The following is a 17,966-nucleotide window of genomic DNA, read 5'->3' on the forward strand; positions in this document are numbered from 1 at the left end:
CTCTCGTACCCGGTCCCCCGACCGTTTGCCCCGACCGCTCGGTCCACCGCCGGGTCCCCCGACCCGTCGCGGCCCCCGCTGTGCACACCGGGACCCGGCCGCACCGCTGAGGCTGGGCCACACCGTAGCGGCTGATGACCGGTTTGTGGACGAGTTGAGCAGGAAGATGACGGTTCCCGCACGGATCCCGGGCCGGGTGCCGCCGCACGGTCCGCGCTGTCGGCGGCAAGGCCACCCGCCGTACACTCCCGGGGTGACCGTCACCGCCCCTCCCGTGGACCAGGACCGACTCGAGCCGCCGCCCTCGCCCGCCGGGCGCGGCCGGCGCCTGCTGCTGCGTCTGGCCCCGGCCGCCGCCTCCGCCCTGTGCGGAGTGCTGCTCTACGTCAGCTTCCCGCCGCGCCACCTGTGGTGGCTGGCGCTGCCCGCCTTCGCCGGCTTCGCCTGGGTGCTGCGCGGCCGGACCTGGAAGGCGGCCTTCGGTCTCGGCTACGTCTTCGGGCTCGGGTTCCTGCTCCCCCTGCTGGTGTGGACCGGCGTCGAGGTCGGCCCAGGTCCCTGGCTGGCGCTGGTCGCCGTCGAGGCGCTGTTCATCGCCCTCGTCGCGGTCGGCGTCGCCGCGGTGTCCAAGCTGCCGGCCTGGCCACTGTGGGCGGCGGCCGTCTGGATCGCCGGCGAGGCCGTACGCGCGCGCGTGCCGTTCCGGGGCTTCCCCTGGGGCAAGATCGCGTTCGGTCAGGCGGACGGTGTGTTCCTGCCGCTCGCCGCGGTGGGAGGCACTCCCGTGCTCGGCTTCGCGGTCGTCCTGTGCGGGTTCGGGCTGTACGAGGCCGGGCGCGTGCTCGTCGAGGGCCGGCGGACCCGGGCCGTGCGGCGCGGGGCCGCGGCCGCCGCCGTACTGAGCGTCGCGGTGCCCGTCGCGGGCGCCGTCGCCGCCCGTTCCCTGGTGAGCGACAAGGCCGAGGACGGCACCGCCAGGGTCGCCGTCATCCAGGGCAACGTGCCCCGCTCCGGACTGGAGTTCAACGCCCAGCGCCGCGCCGTGCTCGACTACCACGCGCGCGAGACGCTCAAGCTCGCCGCCGACGTCAAGGCCGGGAAGGTCGCCAGGCCCGACTTCGTGCTGTGGCCCGAGAACTCCTCCGACATCGACCCCTTCGCCAATCCCGACGCGGCCGCCGTGATCGACAACACGGCCAAGGCGATCGGCGCGCCCATCTCCGTCGGCGCCGTGGTCGAGAAGGACGGCAAGCTGCTCAACGAGCAGATCCTCTGGGACCCGGTCAAGGGCCCGACCCAGACCTACGACAAGCGGCAGGTGCAGCCCTTCGGCGAGTACCTTCCGCTGCGCCCGCTGATCGGCGCCGTCAACAAGAACTGGACCAGCATGGTCCGCCAGGACTTCAGCCGGGGCAGCAAGCCCGGCGTGTTCGACATCGACGGCGCCAAGGTCGGCCTCGCCACCTGCTATGAGGCCGCGTTCGACTGGGCCGTCCGGGACACCGTCACCCACGGGGCGGAGATGATCTCCGTACCCAGCAACAACGCCACCTTCGACCGCAGCGAGATGACCTACCAGCAGCTCGCCATGTCCCGCGTCCGGGCCGTCGAGCACAGTCGCACCGTGACCGTGCCGGTGACCAGCGGCGTCAGCGCGGTCATCATGCCGGACGGGAGGATCACCAAGAAGACCGGCATGTTCGTCCCCGCTTACCTGGTGCAGGACGTGCCACTGCGGACCTCGAAGACGCCCGCCACCCAGCTCGGCATCCTGCCCGAGATGGCCCTCGTGCTGATCGCCGCGGGCGGACTCGGCTGGGCGATCGGCGCGGGACTGCGCGGGCGGCGCACGGCCGCGAAGTAGCCGTACGGCACCGGGCCCGCTGCCGCGCGTGCGCCCCTGATCTCATGCGGAGGCCGTGGACCCGCCCGTTAGGGTCGGTCCATGGCTACTCCTGACTTCATCCGCACGCTGCGGTCGACGGCCGGCCGGCAGTTGCTGTGGCTTCCCGGGGTCACCGCGATCGTCTTCGACGACGACGGCAGAGTGCTCCTCGGCCGCCGGACGGACACCCGCAGGTGGTCGGTGATCGGCGGCATCCCGGAGCCGGGGGAGCAGCCGGCGGCCTGCGCCGTGCGGGAGGTCTTCGAGGAGACGGCCGTGCACTGCGTCGCCGAACGGGTCGTCCTGGTCCAGGCCCTGAAGCCGGTCACCTACACCAACGGCGACGTCTGCCAGTACATGGACATCACCCTGCGCTGCCGGGCCGTCGGCGGCGAGGCCCGGGTCAACGACGACGAGTCGCTGGAGGTCGGCTGGTTCGCCGTCGACGCGCTGCCCGACCTGAACGAGTTCGGCCGCTTCCGGATCAAGCAGGCCCTGTCCCCGGCCGAGGCCCCCACCTGGTTCGACCCGGCCACCCCCGTCTGAGAAGGCCGGACCCACGTCCTACGGCCTGCCCGCGCGCGTGCGCCGGCAGGCCGCACGTCGCTCCCCTCAGACGGTGATCACCTTGACGCCGGCGTCCGTGAGACGGTCGACCGTGTCGGCGGGAATCCCCTTGTCCGTCACTAGCACATCGAGGGCAGAGAGGTCGCAGATCCGGGCGAAGGCCCGCCTGCCGATCTTCGAGGAGTCGGCGGCGACCACCACCCGCTGGGCACGCTCGGCGAACAGCCGGCTGATGCTCGCCTCGTCCTCCTGGTGCGTCATGACGCCCAGCCGGGGGTCGATCCCGTCGACTCCGAGCACGGCCACGTCCAGCGCGATCTGGTGGAGCACCCCGGCCGTCAGCGGCCCGACCAGCTCGTACGTCTGCGGACGGGCCACGCCCCCGGTCAGCACGATCTTGATCTGCTGCCGCACCGTCAGCTCGCCGGCGATGTTGAGCGCGTTGGTGACCACGGTCAGCCGGGGCGCGTCGCCCGACGAGCGCTCCGGCTGCCGGCCGCCGGCCACGCGCAGCGCCAGGGCCCGCCCGACCTCGGTGGTCGTCGTCCCGCCGTTGAGCCCGACCACGGCCCCCTCGTCGATCAGATCGGCGACCGCGGCGGCGATCCGCTGCTTCTCGGAGGCGTTCCGGGAGGACTTGTAGCGCAGCGGCAGCTCGAAGGAGACGCCGTGCGCGACGGCCCCGCCCCGGGTCCGGACGAGCATCTGCTGTTCGGCGAGTTCGTCGAGGTCGCGGCGGATCGTCGCGGCGGAGACACCCACCGTCGACGCGGCCTCCTCGACGTCCAGCCTGCCGTCGGCGGCGAGGAGTTCGAGAAGCGCGTTCCACCGCTCGTGTTTGGACATCCCCCGGGCTCCCTTCCGCGTGAGCAGAGAGTGTACCGCTCAGTAGTAAGCGCGTACGGTGCGCGGGCACCCTCTTGCTCCGCCCCGCGACCCCTTGCTCCGTTCGCGGCATCAGTTTCCCCGGATGTGACCTCTCCCATTGCGGTCCCCGGCGGGTGCGGTGAACCTCTCGTGAACGAGTTCCGGAAGAACTGTTATGCCGGGCTCACCGAGCGGTCTCCCAGATATCGGACAGCATCGTTCGGCATCGAGGACAGGGAAGCTTTTTGATGAGTACACAGCACCCGGTGGCGTCGGCGGCACTGGTGAGCGCGGCCCGGTCGGGAGACCCGGCGGCCCAGGACGCCCTGGTCAGCGCGTACCTTCCGCTGGTCTACAACATCGTGGGGCGGGCTCTGGACGGCTCGGTCGATGTGGACGACGTCGTCCAGGAGACGATGCTGCGTGCCCTGGACGCGCTGGGCGGGCTGCGTACTCCCGAGAGTTTCCGGTCCTGGCTGGTGGCCATCGCCATGAACCAGGTCCGGGCCCACTGGCAGGACCGGCAGGTCGCCCCGGGCGCCGTGGAGGAAGCCGGGGACGTCGTGGACCCGGGCGCCGATTTCGTGGACCTGACCATGGTGCGGCTGCAGCTCACCGGCCAGCGTCAGGAGACCGCGCGGGCGACCCGCTGGCTGGAGCCCGACGACCGGGGGCTGCTGTCCCTGTGGTGGCTGGAGTGCGCCGGTGAGCTGACCCGGGCCGAGGTCGCCACGGCCCTGGAACTGACCCCGGAGCACACGGCGGTCCGGGTGCAGCGGATGAAGGCGCAGCTGGAGGCGGCCCGTGTGGTGGTGCGGGCGCTCGACGCGCAGCCGCCGTGCGGGGAACTGCGGGGCGTGCTCGCCGCCTGGGACGGCCGGCCCTCCGCGCTGTGGCGCAAGCGAATAGCCCGGCACGCCCGCGGCTGCGTGCGCTGCTCCGGGCTGTGGAGCGGGCTGATGCCCGCGGAGGGGCTGCTGGCGGGCCTGGCGCTGGTCCCGGTGTCGGCCGTGCTGCTCGCGAAGATACGATCCGCCGTCGCGGGCGGTGGGATGGCCCTGGCCGGCTCCACGTCCCCGTTCGACGCGACCGCCGAGCACACCGCACTGGATGCAGACGCCGGTCCGGGCGCCGGGCACCGTGCGGGCGGAGGCGGCCGGACCGGCGCCCGTGGCGAGGCCCGCCGACGGCGGCGCAACCGTCGCCGCGTCGCGGGCGCCGCCTTCGTGGCGGCCTGCCTGGCGGGCGGCGGCCTCTGGTACGCCGGCACGTACTCCGGGACCGGGCGCGATGCCGCGGACCGCACCGCGGGCGACCCCGTCGTCGACCTCTCGGCACCGAGCGCCGACGCGATCTCACCCTCGGCGTCGGCCTCGGCCTCGGCCTCCGCCTCTCCGTCGCCGTCCGCGTCGAAGTCCAAGAAGGCGACACCGTCCAAGAGCCCCCGCCCGGTCAAGAAGAAGCACACCGCCACTCCCACCCCGACCCCCCGGCGGACCCGGACACCGGTCGCCCCGCCGCCGGCCCAGTCGGCCCCCTCCGACACCGTTTCGCAGGTCGTCGCCCTGGTGAACAAGGAGCGTGCGACCGCCGGCTGCGGGCCGGTCACGGAGAACGCGCAGCTGGAGAAGGCGGCCCAGGGCCACTCCGACGACATGGCCGCCCGCAACTTCTTCGACCACACCAACCCGGACGGCGCCGACCCCGGGCAGCGCATCACCGCCGCCGGGTACCGCTGGTCCACGTACGGCGAGAACATTGCCATGGGCCAGCAGACCCCGCAGGCGGTGATGGACGCCTGGATGAACAGCCCCGGCCATCGCGCCAACATCCTCAACTGCTCGTTCAAGGACATCGGCGTGGGCGTGCACCGGGGCTCGGGCGGCCCCTGGTGGACCCAGGACTTCGGCGCCAAGCTGTGACCGGCCGCGGGTCCGTCCCAGCATGACGTGCCTGCCGGCCCGCGGGCGGATCACAGCATGACGTGCTTGACCTGCGTGTAGTCCAGCAGCCCGGTGAGCGAGAGGTCGCTGCCGTAACCGGAGTGCCGTACGCCCCCGTGCGGCATCTCCGAGACCGTCGTGCCGTGCGTGTTGACCCAGACGATGCCCGTCGCCAGGGCGCGGCTCGCCCGCATCGCCCGGTCGTGGTCGCGGGTCCACACGCTCGCCGCGAGGCCCTGCGGGACGGCGTTCGCCAGGCGGAGGGCCTCGGCCTCGTCGCGGAACGGCTGCACGGTGACGACCGGGCCGAACACCTCCCCGCGCACGACCTCGTCGTCCTGCCGGACCCCGGCGACCACCGTCGCCCGGTGGAAGTAGCCGGGGCCGTCCACGGCGGTGCCGCCGGTGACCACCTCCGCGTGGCCCGGCAGGCGCTCCAGCACGCCCCGCACCGAGGCGAGGTGGGCCGCGCTCGCGAGCGGCCCGAAGTCGGTGTCCGGGTCGTCGGGGCCGCCCGGCCGCAGCGCGCCCGCCCGGTCGGCGAAGGCCCGCAGGAACGCGTCGTGGACCCGGTGGTGGACGAGGATTCGGGTGGCGGCCGTGCAGTCCTGGCCCGCGTTGTAGAAGGCAAGGGGCGCCAACTGCGCGACTGCGTCCTCGAGATCGGCGTCCTCGTGGATCACCACCGGTGCGTTGCCGCCCAGTTCCAGGTGGGTCCGCTTGAGGTCCGCCGCCGCCGCCGCGGCGATCTCCTGCCCGGCCCGCACACTGCCGGTGACGGCGACCATCCGGACGTCCGGGTGGGCGACCAGCCGGCGCCCGGTGTCCCGGTCGCCGCACACCACGTTCAGCACACCGGGCGGCACGTGTGCGGCGGCCAGCCGGGCCAGCAGCGCGGCCGACGTCGGCGTGGTCTCCGACGGCTTCAGGACGACGGTGTTGCCGGCGGCGAGCGCCGGGGCGACCTTCCACACGGCCATCATCAGCGGGTAGTTCCACGGAGTGATCTGCGCGCAGACCCCGACCGGCTCCCGGCGCAGCACGGAGGTGCGGCCCGGCGTGTACTCGGCCGCGGCGGCACCCGGCAGGTTCCGGGCCGCCCCGGCGAAGTACCGCAACACGTCCACGATCGCGGGCAGTTCGTCCGCCAGGAACAGCGCACGCGGCTTGCCGGTGTCGGTGACCTCGGCCCGCGCGACCGTGTCGGCCTGCCGCTCCAGCGCGTCGGCGAGGTGCAGCAGTGCGGTCTGCCGCTGCGCCGGGGTGGTGGCCGCCCAGCCGGGGAACGCGTTGTGCGCCGCCCGGCACGCGGCTTCGACGTCCTCGGCGCCGGAGAGGGGCGCCGTGCCGTGCACCTGTCCGGTGGCCGGGTCGACCAGGGGCAAGGTGGCTCCGGAGGCGGCCGGCGCGTCCTCGCCCCCGATGTGGTTGAGGACGGTGGTGGGCGGTGCCGGCCGGACGGTCGTGAGGGATGCCTGGTCAGCCACGGCGCAACGCCTCCTCGGCGGCGGCGCGGCCGGTGCGGACGGCGCCCTCCATGTACCCGGCGACCCACTGGTCCGATCCGCACACGTAGAACGGCGGTTCATGGGTGCCGTGCAGCGGTCCCACGGCCATGACCTCGCCCGGCGGCCACTGGGTGACGTAGCCCTGCGTCCACGGGTCGCTGCCCCACAGCCGCAGGTGGCAGGCGGCCGGCCGGAGTGCCTCGTCGCCGAACATGGCGGCCGCCTCGGCCAGCAGCTCGGGAGTGCGGAGCTGGGGCGGTGTGCCCAGAAGGACGCCGTAGCGCTCGGGCGGGACCAGGGCGGACAGGACGCCCTCGTTCTGCGGCCAGGTGCTGCCGAGCACCCCCTCGGACTCGGACAGTCCGCTGAGGCCGGCCTCGCGCCAGAACGGCCGCTCGTACACGGCGGCGAACTTGGCCGCGCAGGCCTGCCGCTGGCGGTGCAGGGAGCCGAGCCGGGCGTCGCTCACGCCGCTGATCCGGACGGAGCGCAGCGGTCCCACCGGCAGGGCGCTCACCACGGCTTCCGCGGTGAGGACCTCGCCGGTGACCAGGTGCACCGTGCAGTGGCCCGGCCGGACGTCGAGGGCGGCGACCGGCGAGCCGAGCCGGACGCGCGGCCCGAGGTCCCGGCCCATCACCTCGGCGAGCGTGGCCGAGCCGGCGGCGAGCCGCAGTCCTTCCCAGTCGTCGTAGTCGTAGTCACCCGGCCCGGACGCGGGGACGGCCGCGCTCTTGCGCAGGGCGGCCAGCAGCGAGATCCGCTCGTACGACCCTCCCGCCAGGGCCAGTTGGCCGATGTCCCACAGCCGGACCACGGCGAGTGAGGCGTGCCGGGAGCGCAGCCAGCCGGCCACGGACAGCCGGTCCAGGGCTTCCGCGTCGGGGTGGGACCAGGGGTCGTCGGGGTCGACGGTGGCGGCCAGCGCGCTGAACTCGGCGCCGAGCCGCTCGTGCCCGCCGGCGTCGCCGGGACCGAACCAGTGCGGGGGCTCACCGGCCGACCGTCCCTCGGGGGTCAGCCGGGTGATCCGCCCCGGCTCGTCGACATAGCTGGGGACCAGGTCGAGGCCCAGCTCCTTCGCGAGCCGCAGATAGGCGGTGTGGCCGTGCCCGACCACCTCGCCGCCCAGCTGGACGGTACGGCCGTCGGGCGTGCGGGTCTGCTCGACCCGGCCGCCGACCCGGTCCCGGGCTTCCAGGACGAGCACGTCGGTGCCGGCGGTGGCCAGGTCCCGGGCGGCGGCGAGCCCGGCGAGCCCGGCGCCGAGCACGATCACGTCGTGATGCATCAGCTTCGCTTTCGTCGTGGGGCGGGGTCAGGCCAGGACCAGGCAGTGTTCGGGCCGCCAGCCGAACTCCACCGTCTCGCCGCCGCTCCAGCGGTCCTCCATGCGGGCCCGGGCCGTGTTCTGCTCCAGTACCGACAGCGTGACGCCGGGGGTGAGTTCGATGAGGTAGGTGGTGGTGGGGCCGCTGTAGACCGTCTCGCGGAGCACCCCGGACAGCACCGACATGCCCGGCTCGAAGTCGGACAGCCAGATCTTCTCCGGGCGCACGGACACGCTCACCGGGGCGCCGTCCGTGATGCCGGCGCGGGCGCCGACCGGCAGCGCCGGGCCCTGCTCCAGGGCGACCTTGCCGCCCCGGTAGGTGCCGGTCATCAGGTTGGAGGTGCCCATGAAGGAGGCGACGAAGCGGGTGGCAGGATGCTCGTAGACGTCCTCGGGGGTGCCGCACTGCTCGATGCGGCCGTCGTTCATCACGGCGATCCGGTCGGACATGGTCAGCGCCTCGTCCTGGTCGTGGGTGACGAACACGAAGGTGATGCCGACCTCGCGCTGGATCTGCTTCAGCTCCACCTGCATCTGCCGGCGCAGCTTCAGGTCGAGCGCGGCCAGCGGCTCGTCGAGGAGCAGCACGGCGGGCCGGTTGACCAGGGCGCGGGCCAGGGCGACGCGCTGGCGCTGGCCGCCGGAGAGAGTACGGGGCTTGCGGCCGGCCAGACCGTCGAGCTGCACCAGCTCCAGCATCTCGCCGACGCGCTGCCGGATCTCCGCCTTGGCGACCCCGTGGCGCTTGAGTCCGAAGGCCACGTTGTCGGCGACGCCGAGGTGGTCGAAGAGGGCGTAGCTCTGGAAGACGGTGTTGACGTTGCGCCGGTTGGGCGGCAGCGCGGTCACGTCCTCGCCGGCGAGCAGCACCGAGCCCTCGGTGGGGTCGCTGAACCCGCCGATCATGCGCAGCGAGGTGGTCTTGCCGCACCCCGAGGGGCCCAGCAGGGAGTAGAAGTGCCCGGCCTCGATGTCGAGGTCGAGGTCGCGCACGGCGTAGGAGTCGCCGAACCGCTTGGAGACGCCGTCGAGGCGGACGGCGGGGGTCGCGTCCATGGAAGTCACTCCCCGGAGAGGATGTCGAGGCCGCCGCGGCGGCCGAAGAGGCGCGGGATGAACAGGGCGAGGGCGATCAGGCCGATGGATCCGGCGAGCATCAGCGTGCCGACGGCGTTGATGGTGGGCTGCACCCCGAAGCGGATCGCCGAGTAGATCCGGACCGAGAGCGGCTGGGGGTCGACGCCGGTGGTGAAGTAGGCGAGGACGAAGTCGTCGAAGACGAGCGCGAAGATCAGCACGGCACTGGCCAGCACGGCGGGCAGCAGCGCCGGCAGCGTGACCAGGCGGACCGCCTGCCACCGGGTGGCGCCGAGGTCCATCGCGGCCTCCTCCACCTCGGGATTGAGCGCGGCGACCCGGGAGCGCAGGATCACGGTGACGTAGGAGATGGAGAAGGTGATCTCCGCGAGCATCACCGTGCCGGTGGACAGCGTGATGCCGAGACCCTTGAACAACAGCATCGAGGCGACCCCGGTGACGATCTCCGGGGTGATCAGCGGCACCAGCATGACCAGGCCGGCCAGGGAGCCGAGCCTGGTGCGCGAGCGCACCAGGCCGAGGGCGAGGGCCACGCCGAGGAGGACGGAACCGGCCATCGCCACCAGGGAGATGCGCAGGCTGGTGCCGAGGGACGACAGGAGCACGTCGTCGTGCACGAACGCCCGGTACCAGCGCAGGCTGAATCCGCCGAACACGGTCAGGGACTTCTTGGAGTTGAAGGAGAACAGCGTCACCACGGCGATCGGCAGGTAGAGCAGCGCGAAGAACACCGCCGTGACGGCGATCAGCAGACGCGGCCTGCGCTCGGCGCGGCCACGACGGGACCGGGAGCGGCCGCGGACGGCCGGACGGGCGGGGGCGGCGGCGGAGGTGGGGCGGAGCAGGGTCATCGGGCCGCCTCCGCCTCGTCCTTGCGGGTGCGCCGCAGGTAGCCGAACATCCCGACCAGCAGGACGAGCATCAGCAGCATGGTGAGCGCGGAGCCCAGCGGCCAGTTCTGGCCCTGGAAGAACTTGTCCTGGATGAGGTTGCCGATCATGATCTGGTCCGGGCCTCCCATGAGCTGTGCGCTGACGAAGTCGCCCATGGCGGGCAGGAAGACCAGGACGAGCCCGGCCGCCGCGCCCTGCCGGGTGGCGGGCAGGGTGACGAAGAAGAAGGTGCGGACGGGGCCGCCGTACAGGTCGCGGCCCGCCTCGATGAGGGAGACGTCGAGGCGTTCCAGGGCCGCGTACAAGGGGATGATCATGAAGACGACGAAGCCGTAGACCAGGCCGGCGACCACGCCGACGCCGGTGTTGAGGATCTTCGTGTGGTCGTCGGCCAGCCCCACCGCGCGCAGGGCGCGCAGCAGCGGCCCGTCGTCGGAGAGGACCACCGACCAGCCGTACATGCGGACCAGGTAGTTGGCGAAGAACGGCACCACGATCGCGGCGATCAGCGCGTGTTTGTAGCGTCCGCCGTGCAGCGCGATGGTGTACGCCACCGGGTAGGCGATCAGCAGGCAGATGACGCAGGTCAGCACGGCGTAGCCGAGGGAGCGGGCCAGCACCTCGGTGTAGGCGGGGTCGGCGAGGGCGCGGACGCTGCCGAGGTCGAAGCCGAACCGGGGGTTGCCGAGCGCGTCGGTGGTGCCGACGGCGAGGACGGCGACCAGCAGCAGCGAGGCGATCAGGAATGCGGTCATCCACAGGGTGCCGGGCAGCATCAGCCAGGTCCACAGCCGGGCGCCGGTGGTGTCGCGGCCGCGCCGGCGGGGGCGGGCGGAGCGGGGGAGCAGTGCCATGGGTCAGCCCGCCTTCACATGGGTCCAGGCGGTGTCGCGGGCGTCCTCCGCCGCCCGGCCGCCGTTGCGGAAGTACAGGTCCGCCTTGAGGTCGTCGGCGCGGACCAGGCACTGCGGGAACGGCTTGACAAGGTCGGCGTAGGTCTTCTCGGTGCCGGCGACGGGCATCGGGTAGCCGATGTACTCGATGTTCTTCTTCACGTTCTCCGGCCGGAGCATGTAGTCGAGGAAGAGCATCGCGGTGCCGGGGTGGGCGGCGTTCCAGGGGATGGCGTAGCAGTCCGAGTTGATCGGGGTGCCTTCCCCGGGCGCCTCGAAGCCGAAGACCGAGGGGTCCTTGGCCTGGTTGAGCATGGCGGCCATGTCGCCGCTCCAGGCCTGGGTCATCAGCGCGTTGCCGTTGAGGAGGTTGTTGTAGCTGTCGCTGGAGAAGCCGCGCAGCCTCGGGCGCAGGGTGGCGAGCAGGCCGGTGATGCGGTCGAGGTCGTGGGTGTCGCCCGTGCTGACGTCCAGGCCGAGTTCGAGGGCGCCCATGCCGAGCACCTCGTCCCGGTCGTCGAGCAGGAACACCTTGCCCCGGACGGAATCGTTCCAGAGGTCCCGCCAGGAGCCGCTCAGGTCGCCGATCCGGTCGCGGCGCCAGCCGATGCCTGTCTTGTACATGGTGAAGGGCACGGTGTGCGCGGATCCGGGGTCGTACCAGGGGTCGGCGAAGTAGGTGTACGTGCCGAAGATCGCGTGGGTGTTGGTGAGCGCGGAGTGGTCGATACGGCGGAGCCGGCCGCCGCGGGCCAGACGCTGGGCCCATTTGGCGGTGGGGAAGATGATGTCGTAGCGGTTGCCCGCGTTGAGCTTGGCGACCATGCCTTCCATCGAGTCGAAGTTCGACTGGACGACCTTGACGCCGTACTCCTTCTCGAAGCCCTTGAAGACGGACGGGTCGACGTAGTCGGCCCAGTTGAAATAGACGAGATCGCCGTCGACGCGGGGCCGGACCGGGGCGAGGTCCTTGGCGTCGGGGGTTTTCGCGGGCATGAACCCGCAGCCGCCGGCCGCGGCGCCCAGCAGGCCGCAGGCGCCTGCCCGCAGCAGCGCGCGTCGGGTCGGTGGAGGTACCTCGGGGGACATGAACGTCCTCTTTCGTCGAGGAACGGCACAACTCCAGGGCGGTACCGGCTGGTCGGATCACCACAGGCCCTGAGTGCGTGGTGGAGACCGGTCTGGGGAGGCGCGGGGTGTGCGTCAGCGGGGGAGGGATAAGCCCGACGGGGGGCAGCTCAGGGACGCGGCGGGCTGGTGCGGCGGGGCCGCCACGTGCCGGTGCGGCCGGGCCACCAGGCGGTGCGGCGTCACCGGCGGTCCCCGCCCAGGCGGTCCCGGTCGGGTCCGGCCCTGTCCAGACCGGCCCCGTCCAGGTCGGCCCGGATCCGGCGGGCGAACCAGCCGACGGCGGCCTCGCGCCGGGACAGCGGGCCCGGTTCGAACCCGGGCGTGGTCAGACCGGCCTGCACGCGCTCGACCAGCTCGGCGTCCTCGTCGTTGGTCACCCAGCCGATGTGGATGTTCAGGCGCCGCGCCAGCCGGGTGCGGACGCTCTCGCCGTGCCGGGTGTAGAAGGCACCCGGGATCGCCGCCCGGTCCTGGGCGGTGGGCAGGGCGGTCCATGCGAGCACGTGGTCAGGGTAGAAGTCGATGAGCGTGTTGGGGTAGATCACGGCGTACCGCCATACCCGCCGGTCGGCCTCGGTCAGCCCCGGCATCGGCGTGGCGAGCCGCTGGTAGAGCCGCTCGGTCCAGTTGGAGGAGGGGTTGTCGCGCAGCGGCGACTCGAACAGCACATAGTTCTCCTGGACGTCCACCGTGTACGCCTGGTAGTCCAGCAGCCGCATCAGGGCGGGGTGGGCGACGGGGACGTGGTAGCCCTCCAGATAGTTGTCGACGATCACCTTCCAGTTGGCGTTCTGCTGCTCGCCGGCGGCCGGGTCGTGGATACGGTGCTTGCCGACGGGGATCAGGTCCGGCCCGGCGTAACGGCCGACGGCCTCGGCGAGTCCGGCGCAGCTCTCGGCGAGCGGGACCGCGTCGAGGTCGAGGTTGACGAAGACGAAGCCCAGGAACGACTCCACGTTGACCGGGTGCAGTCCCAGGCGGGGCTTGTCCAGGCAGGGGATCCGGCGAGCCTCGGGGGCGCCGACCAGCCGGCCGTCCAGCTTGTAGGTCCAGCCGTGGTAGGGGCAGCGGATCGCCTTGCCCGAGGGTTCCGGTTCCGTGACGAGGCGGGTGCCCCGGTGCCGGCAGACGTTGAGATGCGCGGCGAGGCCGCCGTCCTCGGTGCGCACGACCAGCACCTCGCGTCCCGCGGCGGTGGCGGTGAGGCGGGCGCCCGGGCCGGGCAGGTCGGACTCGTGGCAGACCAGCTGCCAGGAGGTGGCGAAGACGCGCTCGGTCTCGGCCTCGGCGATGGCCGGATCGGTGTAGTAGCGGGCGGGCAGGGCTTCCCCGGGATGCTCGGGGGGCGGTTCCGGCGTGGCCGGTGACGCGTCGACTGCCCGGGTGGTGGGCGACTGCATGGGGTCCTCCTCCGCGCCGCGTGACGCGGCGATGGGCGGTGAGGCGAGCCCGGGGAGAGCGGCAGGTCGCAGGGCGGACCCGCCGGCTCCGGAAGCGGGCTGACTAATTGGTTAGTCAGAGTGGGCCCGAGGGTCCGGCAAGTCAAGGCTTGTGGGCTGACTAATTAGTTAGTTAGTCTCGTGGGGCGGGTCGGTGACGGCCGGCCCCTTCCGTTCAGCCCGCCCGGTCCCGTTCGGACCGACGGCGGCCCGGGCGCCCGCATCCGGACGCCCGCACCTCACATGACGTCCCAAGCGGTCGCCCCACGGCCCCGCTGCCCCCTCCCGCATCTCCGTCCACGCCATCGCCGCGCCCCCGGAGGCCTCGCATGAGCGTTCGCCGAAGTCTGGTCTGGCTCGGCCTCACGCCGGAACCGGAACAGGAACTGCCCGCCGCGGTCGCCGCCCTGCGCGCCCCGGCGGCCGGCCGCCCGGCACCGGCCCTGATCACCGCCGAGCGGCGCCGCGTCGAGCGGCTCGTGCTGCGCGGCACCCACCGGGACTGGCTGCGCTACCTCGGCGAGGTCACCGCCCTGGTGGTCCGGGCCGCCGACGATCCCCACGCCTCCGGCCGGGGCGCCGCGCTGCTGGCGGCGGAGGTCGTCCTCGACCACCACCGCATGCTGATCGGCCTGCCCGGCAGCGGCTACGACCGCACCGCCGCCCAGCGCCACGCCCTGGAACGGGCCGTGGCACGGCTGACGCCCAGTGACGCCCCCGCCGAGCCCCGGAGCACCGTATGACCGCCGTCCTCTCCCTCCTGCCTCCGGGCTCGCCCGGCCTGCTCGCCGACGTTCCGCCCGGCGGGTGCGAGGACCTCGCCCACTACCTGGCCACGGGCGGCTGCGCCCCGCTCCCCGCACCCGGCCGGCTCGTCGACCGGATCGCCGCGGCCGGGCTGCGCGGACGCGGCGGCGCCGGATTCCCCACGGCCGTCAAGCTGCGCACCGTCCGGGACGCCCCGGGAGGTCCGCCCGTCGTCGTCGCCAACGGCGAGGAGGGCGAGCCCGGTTCCGTCAAGGACCGCTGGCTGCTGCGGCACCGGCCGCACCTCGTCCTGGACGGCCTCCGGCTGGCCGCCGCCATGACGGGCGCCGCCCGCGGCTACGTCTACCTCTCCGACGACCTGGCCGAGCACGCCGTACGCCGGGCGCTGGCCGAATGGCATGCGCCGGCCGGCCGGCAGGCGCCGGCCGAGCGGGCCCCCGAGGTGCCCGTGGACGTCGTACGCACCGAGCGGACCTATGTGGCGGGGGAGGAGACCGCGGTCGTACGCCGGATCGACGGCGGCCCGGCACTGCCCACGGCCAAGCCGCCACGCCCGTTCGAGAGCGGGGTCGGCGGAGCGCCCACCCTGGTCGCCAACGTCGAGACGCTGGCCCGGATCGCCGCCCTGCACACGCACCCCGGATCCGCGGGCGCCATCGCCGGCAGCCATCTGGTCACCCTCTCCGGCGGAGGCGGCACCCCCGCCCTGGTCGAGGCGCCCGCCGGTACCCACCTCAAGACCCTGGCCGACCTGAGCGGGTACGGCAGGGCGCGGGCGGTCGTCCTGGGCGGACTGTTCGGCGGGCTGTACGGGGCCGGCTGGAGCGACCTGCGGCTCGACCACGAGGAGCTGGCCGCAGCGGGCGGCGCCCTCGGCTGCGGGGCCCTCCACTTCCTCCACCCGGACGACTGCCCGGTCGCCGCGGCCACCGACGCCGCCGACTGGCTCGCCGCGCAGAGCGCACGGCAGTGCGGGGTGTGCGTCTCCGGCACCTCGGCTCTCGCCCGGGCCCTCACCGCCGTCGCGCGCGGCGAGCCCGACGGGAGCACGGTCGCCAACCTGGAGCGCTGGTCCCGGCAACTGCCCGGCCGCGGCGCCTGCGGGCTCCTCGACGCCGCCGCACGCATGGTGGCCACCCTGCTCACCCACTACCCCGAGCGGATCGACGCCCACCGCACCTCGCCGTGCCTGCCCTGCACCGCCGCCCCTCCCGCCGCCCACCGGTACACGGTCGCCGTCCCCTGACCCCCCCGCACCACCGACCGGCCGTGTCCCGCCCCACCTGCCGCTCACCCCTCCCGGCCGCACCTGCCGCTCACCCCTCCCGGCCGCACCCGCCGCCCACCCCGCCCCGAAGGGACCCGCCATGAAACTCCTGTTCGACTCCACCCGCTGCCAGGGCTACGGCCTCTGCCAGGAACCCGCGCCCGAACTGATCGACCTCGACGAGTGGGGCTACGCGCGGCTGCGCGAGACCACCGTGTCCGGCGACGACGCGGAAGCCGCCGCCGCAGCCGTCGCCGCCTGCCCCAACTCCGCGCTGAAGCTGGTGAAGTGACATGGGACGCGACCTCTCCGCCCTCTTCGACCCGGTCTCCGTCGCCGTCGTCGGAGCCAGCGACGACCCCGCCAAGTACGGTCACGCCATCGCCGTCCAGGCCCTCCGCGCGACCGGCCGCCGGCCGGTGCACCTGGTCAACCGGCGCGGCGGCACGATCCTCGGCCGCACCGCCGCCCCGAGCCTCGGCGCGATCGGCGAACCCGTCGACCTGGCCGTGGTCGCCGTGCCCGCGTCCGGTTTCGAGGACGCCGTCGACGAGGCCCTGCGCTGCGGGGCCAGGGCGATCGTCGCCATCACCGCGGGCTTCGCCGAGACCGGCACGGCCGGCCGCGCACGCCAGCACGCCGTCGCCGAACGGGTACGGGCCGCCGGTGCCGTCATGGTCGGCCCCAACTGCCTGGGCATCGCCGACAACACGACCGACCTGTTCCTCGCCTCCGACACCTTCACCCCCGGCGGCATCGCGCTGCTCAGCCAGAGCGGCAACCTCGCCCTCGAACTCCAGCTCCGCTTCCGCCCGCACGGCCTCGGCTTCTCCCGGTTCGTGTCGCTGGGCAACCAGGCCGACGTCACCCTCGTCGACCTGCTCGCCGACTGCGCCCGGCACGACGGCACCCGCGCCATCGCCGTGTACGCCGAGGACTTCGCCGACGGCCGAGCCTTCGCCGAGGCCGCGGCCGCCGCCGGGAAGCCGGTGGTCCTGCTCACCGCCGGACGCGGCGACGCCTCCGCGCGCAGCGCCCAGTCGCACACCGGAGCGCTGACCACCTCCGCCGACGTGGTCACCGCCGCCTGCCGGGACGCCGGCGTCGAACTCGTCGCCACCCCCCGGGAACTCACCGTCGTCCTCGCCGCGTCCGCCGGGGGCCGGCGGGCGGCCGGCCGTCGGGTCGCCGTCCTCACCGACGGCGGTGGTCACGGCGCCGTCGCCGCCGACGCCGTCGAGACCGCCGGACTCGCCGTCCCCGAACTCCTGCCGCCCACCCGGGAGAAGCTGCGCGCCGCCCTGTGGGAGCAGTCGGCCGTCGCCAACCCGGTGGACCTGGCCGGCATGGGCGAGCAGAACCCCGGCTCGTACGCCGAGACCGTCGCCGCGCTGCTGGCCGCCGAGGAGGCCGACGCCGTCCTGATGACCGGCTACTTCGGTGGCTACGCGGCCGCCGACGGCGGACTCGGCGGCGGCGGTACGACCCTCGCGCACGGGGAGCGGGAAGCCGCCCGCCTCATCGCCGACCGGCACCGGGCCACCGCGAAACCCCTGGTGGTGCAGTCGATGTACCCCGAGTCGCCGAGCTGCCGCACCCTCGCCGCGGCCGGCATCCCGGTCTTCGCCGCCACCGAGGACGCCGCACGCGCCCTCGCCGCCGCCGGCCCAGCAGCGCCCGCCACCGGGATCGCCCCGCTTCCCCGGCCCGCCACGCCCCTCGCCGCGACCGGCTACCTGCAGACGCGCGCCGCCCTCGAAGCAGCCGGACTCCCCTTCCCCGCCGCCCGAGAGGTTCATGACGAGACCGAACTGCTGGCCGCCGCAGAGGAGTTCACCGGCCCCTACGTGCTCAAGGCGCTCCACCTGCTGCACAAGTCCGACGCGGGAGGAGTCGCCCTCGGCCTCGCCGGACCCGCCGAACTCCTCGCGGCCTTCCGGGAGATGCACGCCCGGCTCGGCGCGCCCGCCTACTCCGTGGAAGCCATGGCGGACCTGACCGACGGCATCGAGCTGATCGTCGGCGTGAACCGCGACCCGCGCTTCGGCCCCGTCGCCATGATCGGCCTGGGCGGCGTGCTGGCCGAGGCCCTGCACGACGTCACCTTCGCCCTCGCCCCCGTCACCGCCGACCGCGCCGAGCGCCTGCTGCGCGGCCTGCGCACCGCGGCCCTGCTCGACGGCGTCCGCGGCCGGCCCGCCGTGGACGTCGCCGCGGCCGCCGCCGCCGTCGAGACGATCACCACCTACGCCGCCGCCCACCCCGAGCTGGCCGAGATCGAGGTCAACCCCCTGCTCGTCCGCCCGCACGGGGTCCTCGCCCTCGACTCCCGCGCCGTACTCGCCTGACTCGTCCCCCTATATCGAAGAGGCAC

The 17,966-nt window shown here is 73.6% G+C and carries 15 protein-coding genes; 7 read left to right on the forward strand and 8 right to left on the reverse strand.

Translation table 11 applies throughout. The annotated features are described in order from the left end of the window. The first annotated feature begins 253 nt into the window (after positions 1–253). A complete protein-coding gene (gene lnt, locus ABZ854_RS15205) occupies positions 254–1,864 on the forward strand; it encodes an apolipoprotein N-acyltransferase (RefSeq protein WP_361209870.1) in 1,611 nt (536 codons plus the stop codon). Between the two features lie 81 nt (positions 1,865–1,945). Then, entirely contained in the window at positions 1,946–2,431 is a 486-nt protein-coding gene (locus tag ABZ854_RS15210) for an NUDIX domain-containing protein (protein WP_361209872.1), read from the forward strand. 66 nt (positions 2,432–2,497) lie between these two features. On the opposite strand, the gene ABZ854_RS15215 is transcribed toward ABZ854_RS15210, so the two are convergent. Next, on the reverse strand, positions 2,498–3,298 hold the full coding sequence (locus ABZ854_RS15215; protein WP_361209875.1) for a DeoR/GlpR family DNA-binding transcription regulator: 801 nt from the start codon (positions 3,296–3,298) through the stop codon (positions 2,498–2,500). 269 nt (positions 3,299–3,567) lie between these two features. Here ABZ854_RS15215 and ABZ854_RS15220 point away from each other — a divergent pair, with 269 nt between their 5' ends. After that, positions 3,568–5,241, forward strand: coding sequence for a sigma-70 family RNA polymerase sigma factor (locus ABZ854_RS15220; protein ID WP_361209878.1), 1,674 nt, complete (start codon positions 3,568–3,570; stop codon positions 5,239–5,241). Positions 5,242–5,291: 50 nt separating this feature from the next. Here the strand turns inward: ABZ854_RS15220 and ABZ854_RS15225 are convergent, their stop codons facing one another. From ABZ854_RS15225 to ABZ854_RS15255, 7 genes are all read right to left on the reverse strand, one after another. Beyond that, on the reverse strand, positions 5,292–6,749 hold the full coding sequence (locus tag ABZ854_RS15225) for an aminobutyraldehyde dehydrogenase (protein WP_361209881.1): 1,458 nt from the start codon (positions 6,747–6,749) through the stop codon (positions 5,292–5,294). Then, on the reverse strand, positions 6,742–8,061 hold the full coding sequence (locus ABZ854_RS15230; RefSeq protein WP_361209882.1) for an NAD(P)/FAD-dependent oxidoreductase: 1,320 nt from the start codon (positions 8,059–8,061) through the stop codon (positions 6,742–6,744). The genes ABZ854_RS15225 and ABZ854_RS15230 overlap by 8 nt, the downstream gene beginning before the upstream one ends. A 27-nt stretch (positions 8,062–8,088) precedes the next feature. Continuing rightward, complete coding sequence (locus ABZ854_RS15235; protein ID WP_361209885.1) at positions 8,089–9,159, reverse strand: ABC transporter ATP-binding protein; 1,071 nt, start codon at positions 9,157–9,159, stop codon at positions 8,089–8,091. 5 nt (positions 9,160–9,164) lie between these two features. Next, positions 9,165–10,052, reverse strand: a complete 888-nt coding sequence (locus ABZ854_RS15240; RefSeq protein ID WP_361209888.1) for an ABC transporter permease — start codon at positions 10,050–10,052, stop codon at positions 9,165–9,167. Beyond that, entirely contained in the window at positions 10,049–10,948 is a 900-nt protein-coding gene (locus ABZ854_RS15245; protein WP_361209891.1) for an ABC transporter permease, read from the reverse strand. Before ABZ854_RS15245 ends, ABZ854_RS15240 begins: the two co-directional genes overlap by 4 nt. Before the next feature lie 3 nt (positions 10,949–10,951). Continuing rightward, positions 10,952–12,076, reverse strand: coding sequence for a spermidine/putrescine ABC transporter substrate-binding protein (locus tag ABZ854_RS15250; RefSeq protein ID WP_361209893.1), 1,125 nt, complete (start codon positions 12,074–12,076; stop codon positions 10,952–10,954). 221 nt (positions 12,077–12,297) lie between these two features. Next, positions 12,298–13,518 carry an aromatic ring-hydroxylating dioxygenase subunit alpha gene (locus tag ABZ854_RS15255; RefSeq protein ID WP_361209896.1) on the reverse strand — a complete coding sequence of 407 codons (1,221 nt, stop codon included), beginning with the start codon at positions 13,516–13,518 and terminating at the stop codon, positions 12,298–12,300. A gap of 368 nt (positions 13,519–13,886) precedes the next feature. On the opposite strand from ABZ854_RS15255, the gene ABZ854_RS15260 reads away from it, so the two are divergent. From ABZ854_RS15260 to ABZ854_RS15275, 4 genes are all read left to right on the forward strand, one after another. Beyond that, positions 13,887–14,300, forward strand: coding sequence for a hypothetical protein (locus ABZ854_RS15260; RefSeq protein WP_361209899.1), 414 nt, complete (start codon positions 13,887–13,889; stop codon positions 14,298–14,300). Continuing rightward, a complete protein-coding gene (locus ABZ854_RS15265; protein ID WP_361209902.1) occupies positions 14,297–15,571 on the forward strand; it encodes an NADH-ubiquinone oxidoreductase-F iron-sulfur binding region domain-containing protein in 1,275 nt (424 codons plus the stop codon). The genes ABZ854_RS15260 and ABZ854_RS15265 overlap by 4 nt, the downstream gene beginning before the upstream one ends. 121 nt (positions 15,572–15,692) lie before the next feature. Further along, complete coding sequence (locus ABZ854_RS15270; RefSeq protein ID WP_361209905.1) at positions 15,693–15,884, forward strand: ferredoxin; 192 nt, start codon at positions 15,693–15,695, stop codon at positions 15,882–15,884. A gap of 1 nt (position 15,885) precedes the next feature. Continuing rightward, positions 15,886–17,940, forward strand: coding sequence for an acetate--CoA ligase family protein (locus ABZ854_RS15275; protein WP_361209907.1), 2,055 nt, complete (start codon positions 15,886–15,888; stop codon positions 17,938–17,940). The last annotated feature ends 26 nt before the right edge of the window (positions 17,941–17,966 follow it).

Origin of the sequence: Streptomyces sp. NPDC047028 (assembly GCF_040644095.1) — a bacterium.
GTDB lineage: Bacteria > Actinomycetota > Actinomycetes > Streptomycetales > Streptomycetaceae > Streptomyces.

What these genes read in the sequence shown, in the direction of transcription:
- ABZ854_RS15210 (WP_361209872.1), top strand. Translation starts at nt 1,946, where the DNA reads ATGGCTACTCCTGACTTCATCCGCACGCTGCGGTCGACGGCCGGCCGG.
- ABZ854_RS15215 (WP_361209875.1), bottom strand. Translation starts at nt 3,298, where the DNA reads ATGTCCAAACACGAGCGGTGGAACGCGCTTCTCGAACTCCTCGCCGCC.
- ABZ854_RS15220 (WP_361209878.1), top strand. Translation starts at nt 3,568, where the DNA reads ATGAGTACACAGCACCCGGTGGCGTCGGCGGCACTGGTGAGCGCGGCC.
- ABZ854_RS15230 (WP_361209882.1), bottom strand. Translation starts at nt 8,061, where the DNA reads ATGCATCACGACGTGATCGTGCTCGGCGCCGGGCTCGCCGGGCTCGCC.
- ABZ854_RS15235 (WP_361209885.1), bottom strand. Translation starts at nt 9,159, where the DNA reads ATGGACGCGACCCCCGCCGTCCGCCTCGACGGCGTCTCCAAGCGGTTC.
- ABZ854_RS15240 (WP_361209888.1), bottom strand. Translation starts at nt 10,052, where the DNA reads ATGACCCTGCTCCGCCCCACCTCCGCCGCCGCCCCCGCCCGTCCGGCC.
- ABZ854_RS15245 (WP_361209891.1), bottom strand. Translation starts at nt 10,948, where the DNA reads ATGGCACTGCTCCCCCGCTCCGCCCGCCCCCGCCGGCGCGGCCGCGAC.
- ABZ854_RS15250 (WP_361209893.1), bottom strand. Translation starts at nt 12,076, where the DNA reads ATGTCCCCCGAGGTACCTCCACCGACCCGACGCGCGCTGCTGCGGGCA.
- ABZ854_RS15255 (WP_361209896.1), bottom strand. Translation starts at nt 13,518, where the DNA reads ATGCAGTCGCCCACCACCCGGGCAGTCGACGCGTCACCGGCCACGCCG.
- ABZ854_RS15260 (WP_361209899.1), top strand. Translation starts at nt 13,887, where the DNA reads ATGAGCGTTCGCCGAAGTCTGGTCTGGCTCGGCCTCACGCCGGAACCG.
- ABZ854_RS15265 (WP_361209902.1), top strand. Translation starts at nt 14,297, where the DNA reads ATGACCGCCGTCCTCTCCCTCCTGCCTCCGGGCTCGCCCGGCCTGCTC.
- ABZ854_RS15270 (WP_361209905.1), top strand. Translation starts at nt 15,693, where the DNA reads ATGAAACTCCTGTTCGACTCCACCCGCTGCCAGGGCTACGGCCTCTGC.
- ABZ854_RS15275 (WP_361209907.1), top strand. Translation starts at nt 15,886, where the DNA reads ATGGGACGCGACCTCTCCGCCCTCTTCGACCCGGTCTCCGTCGCCGTC.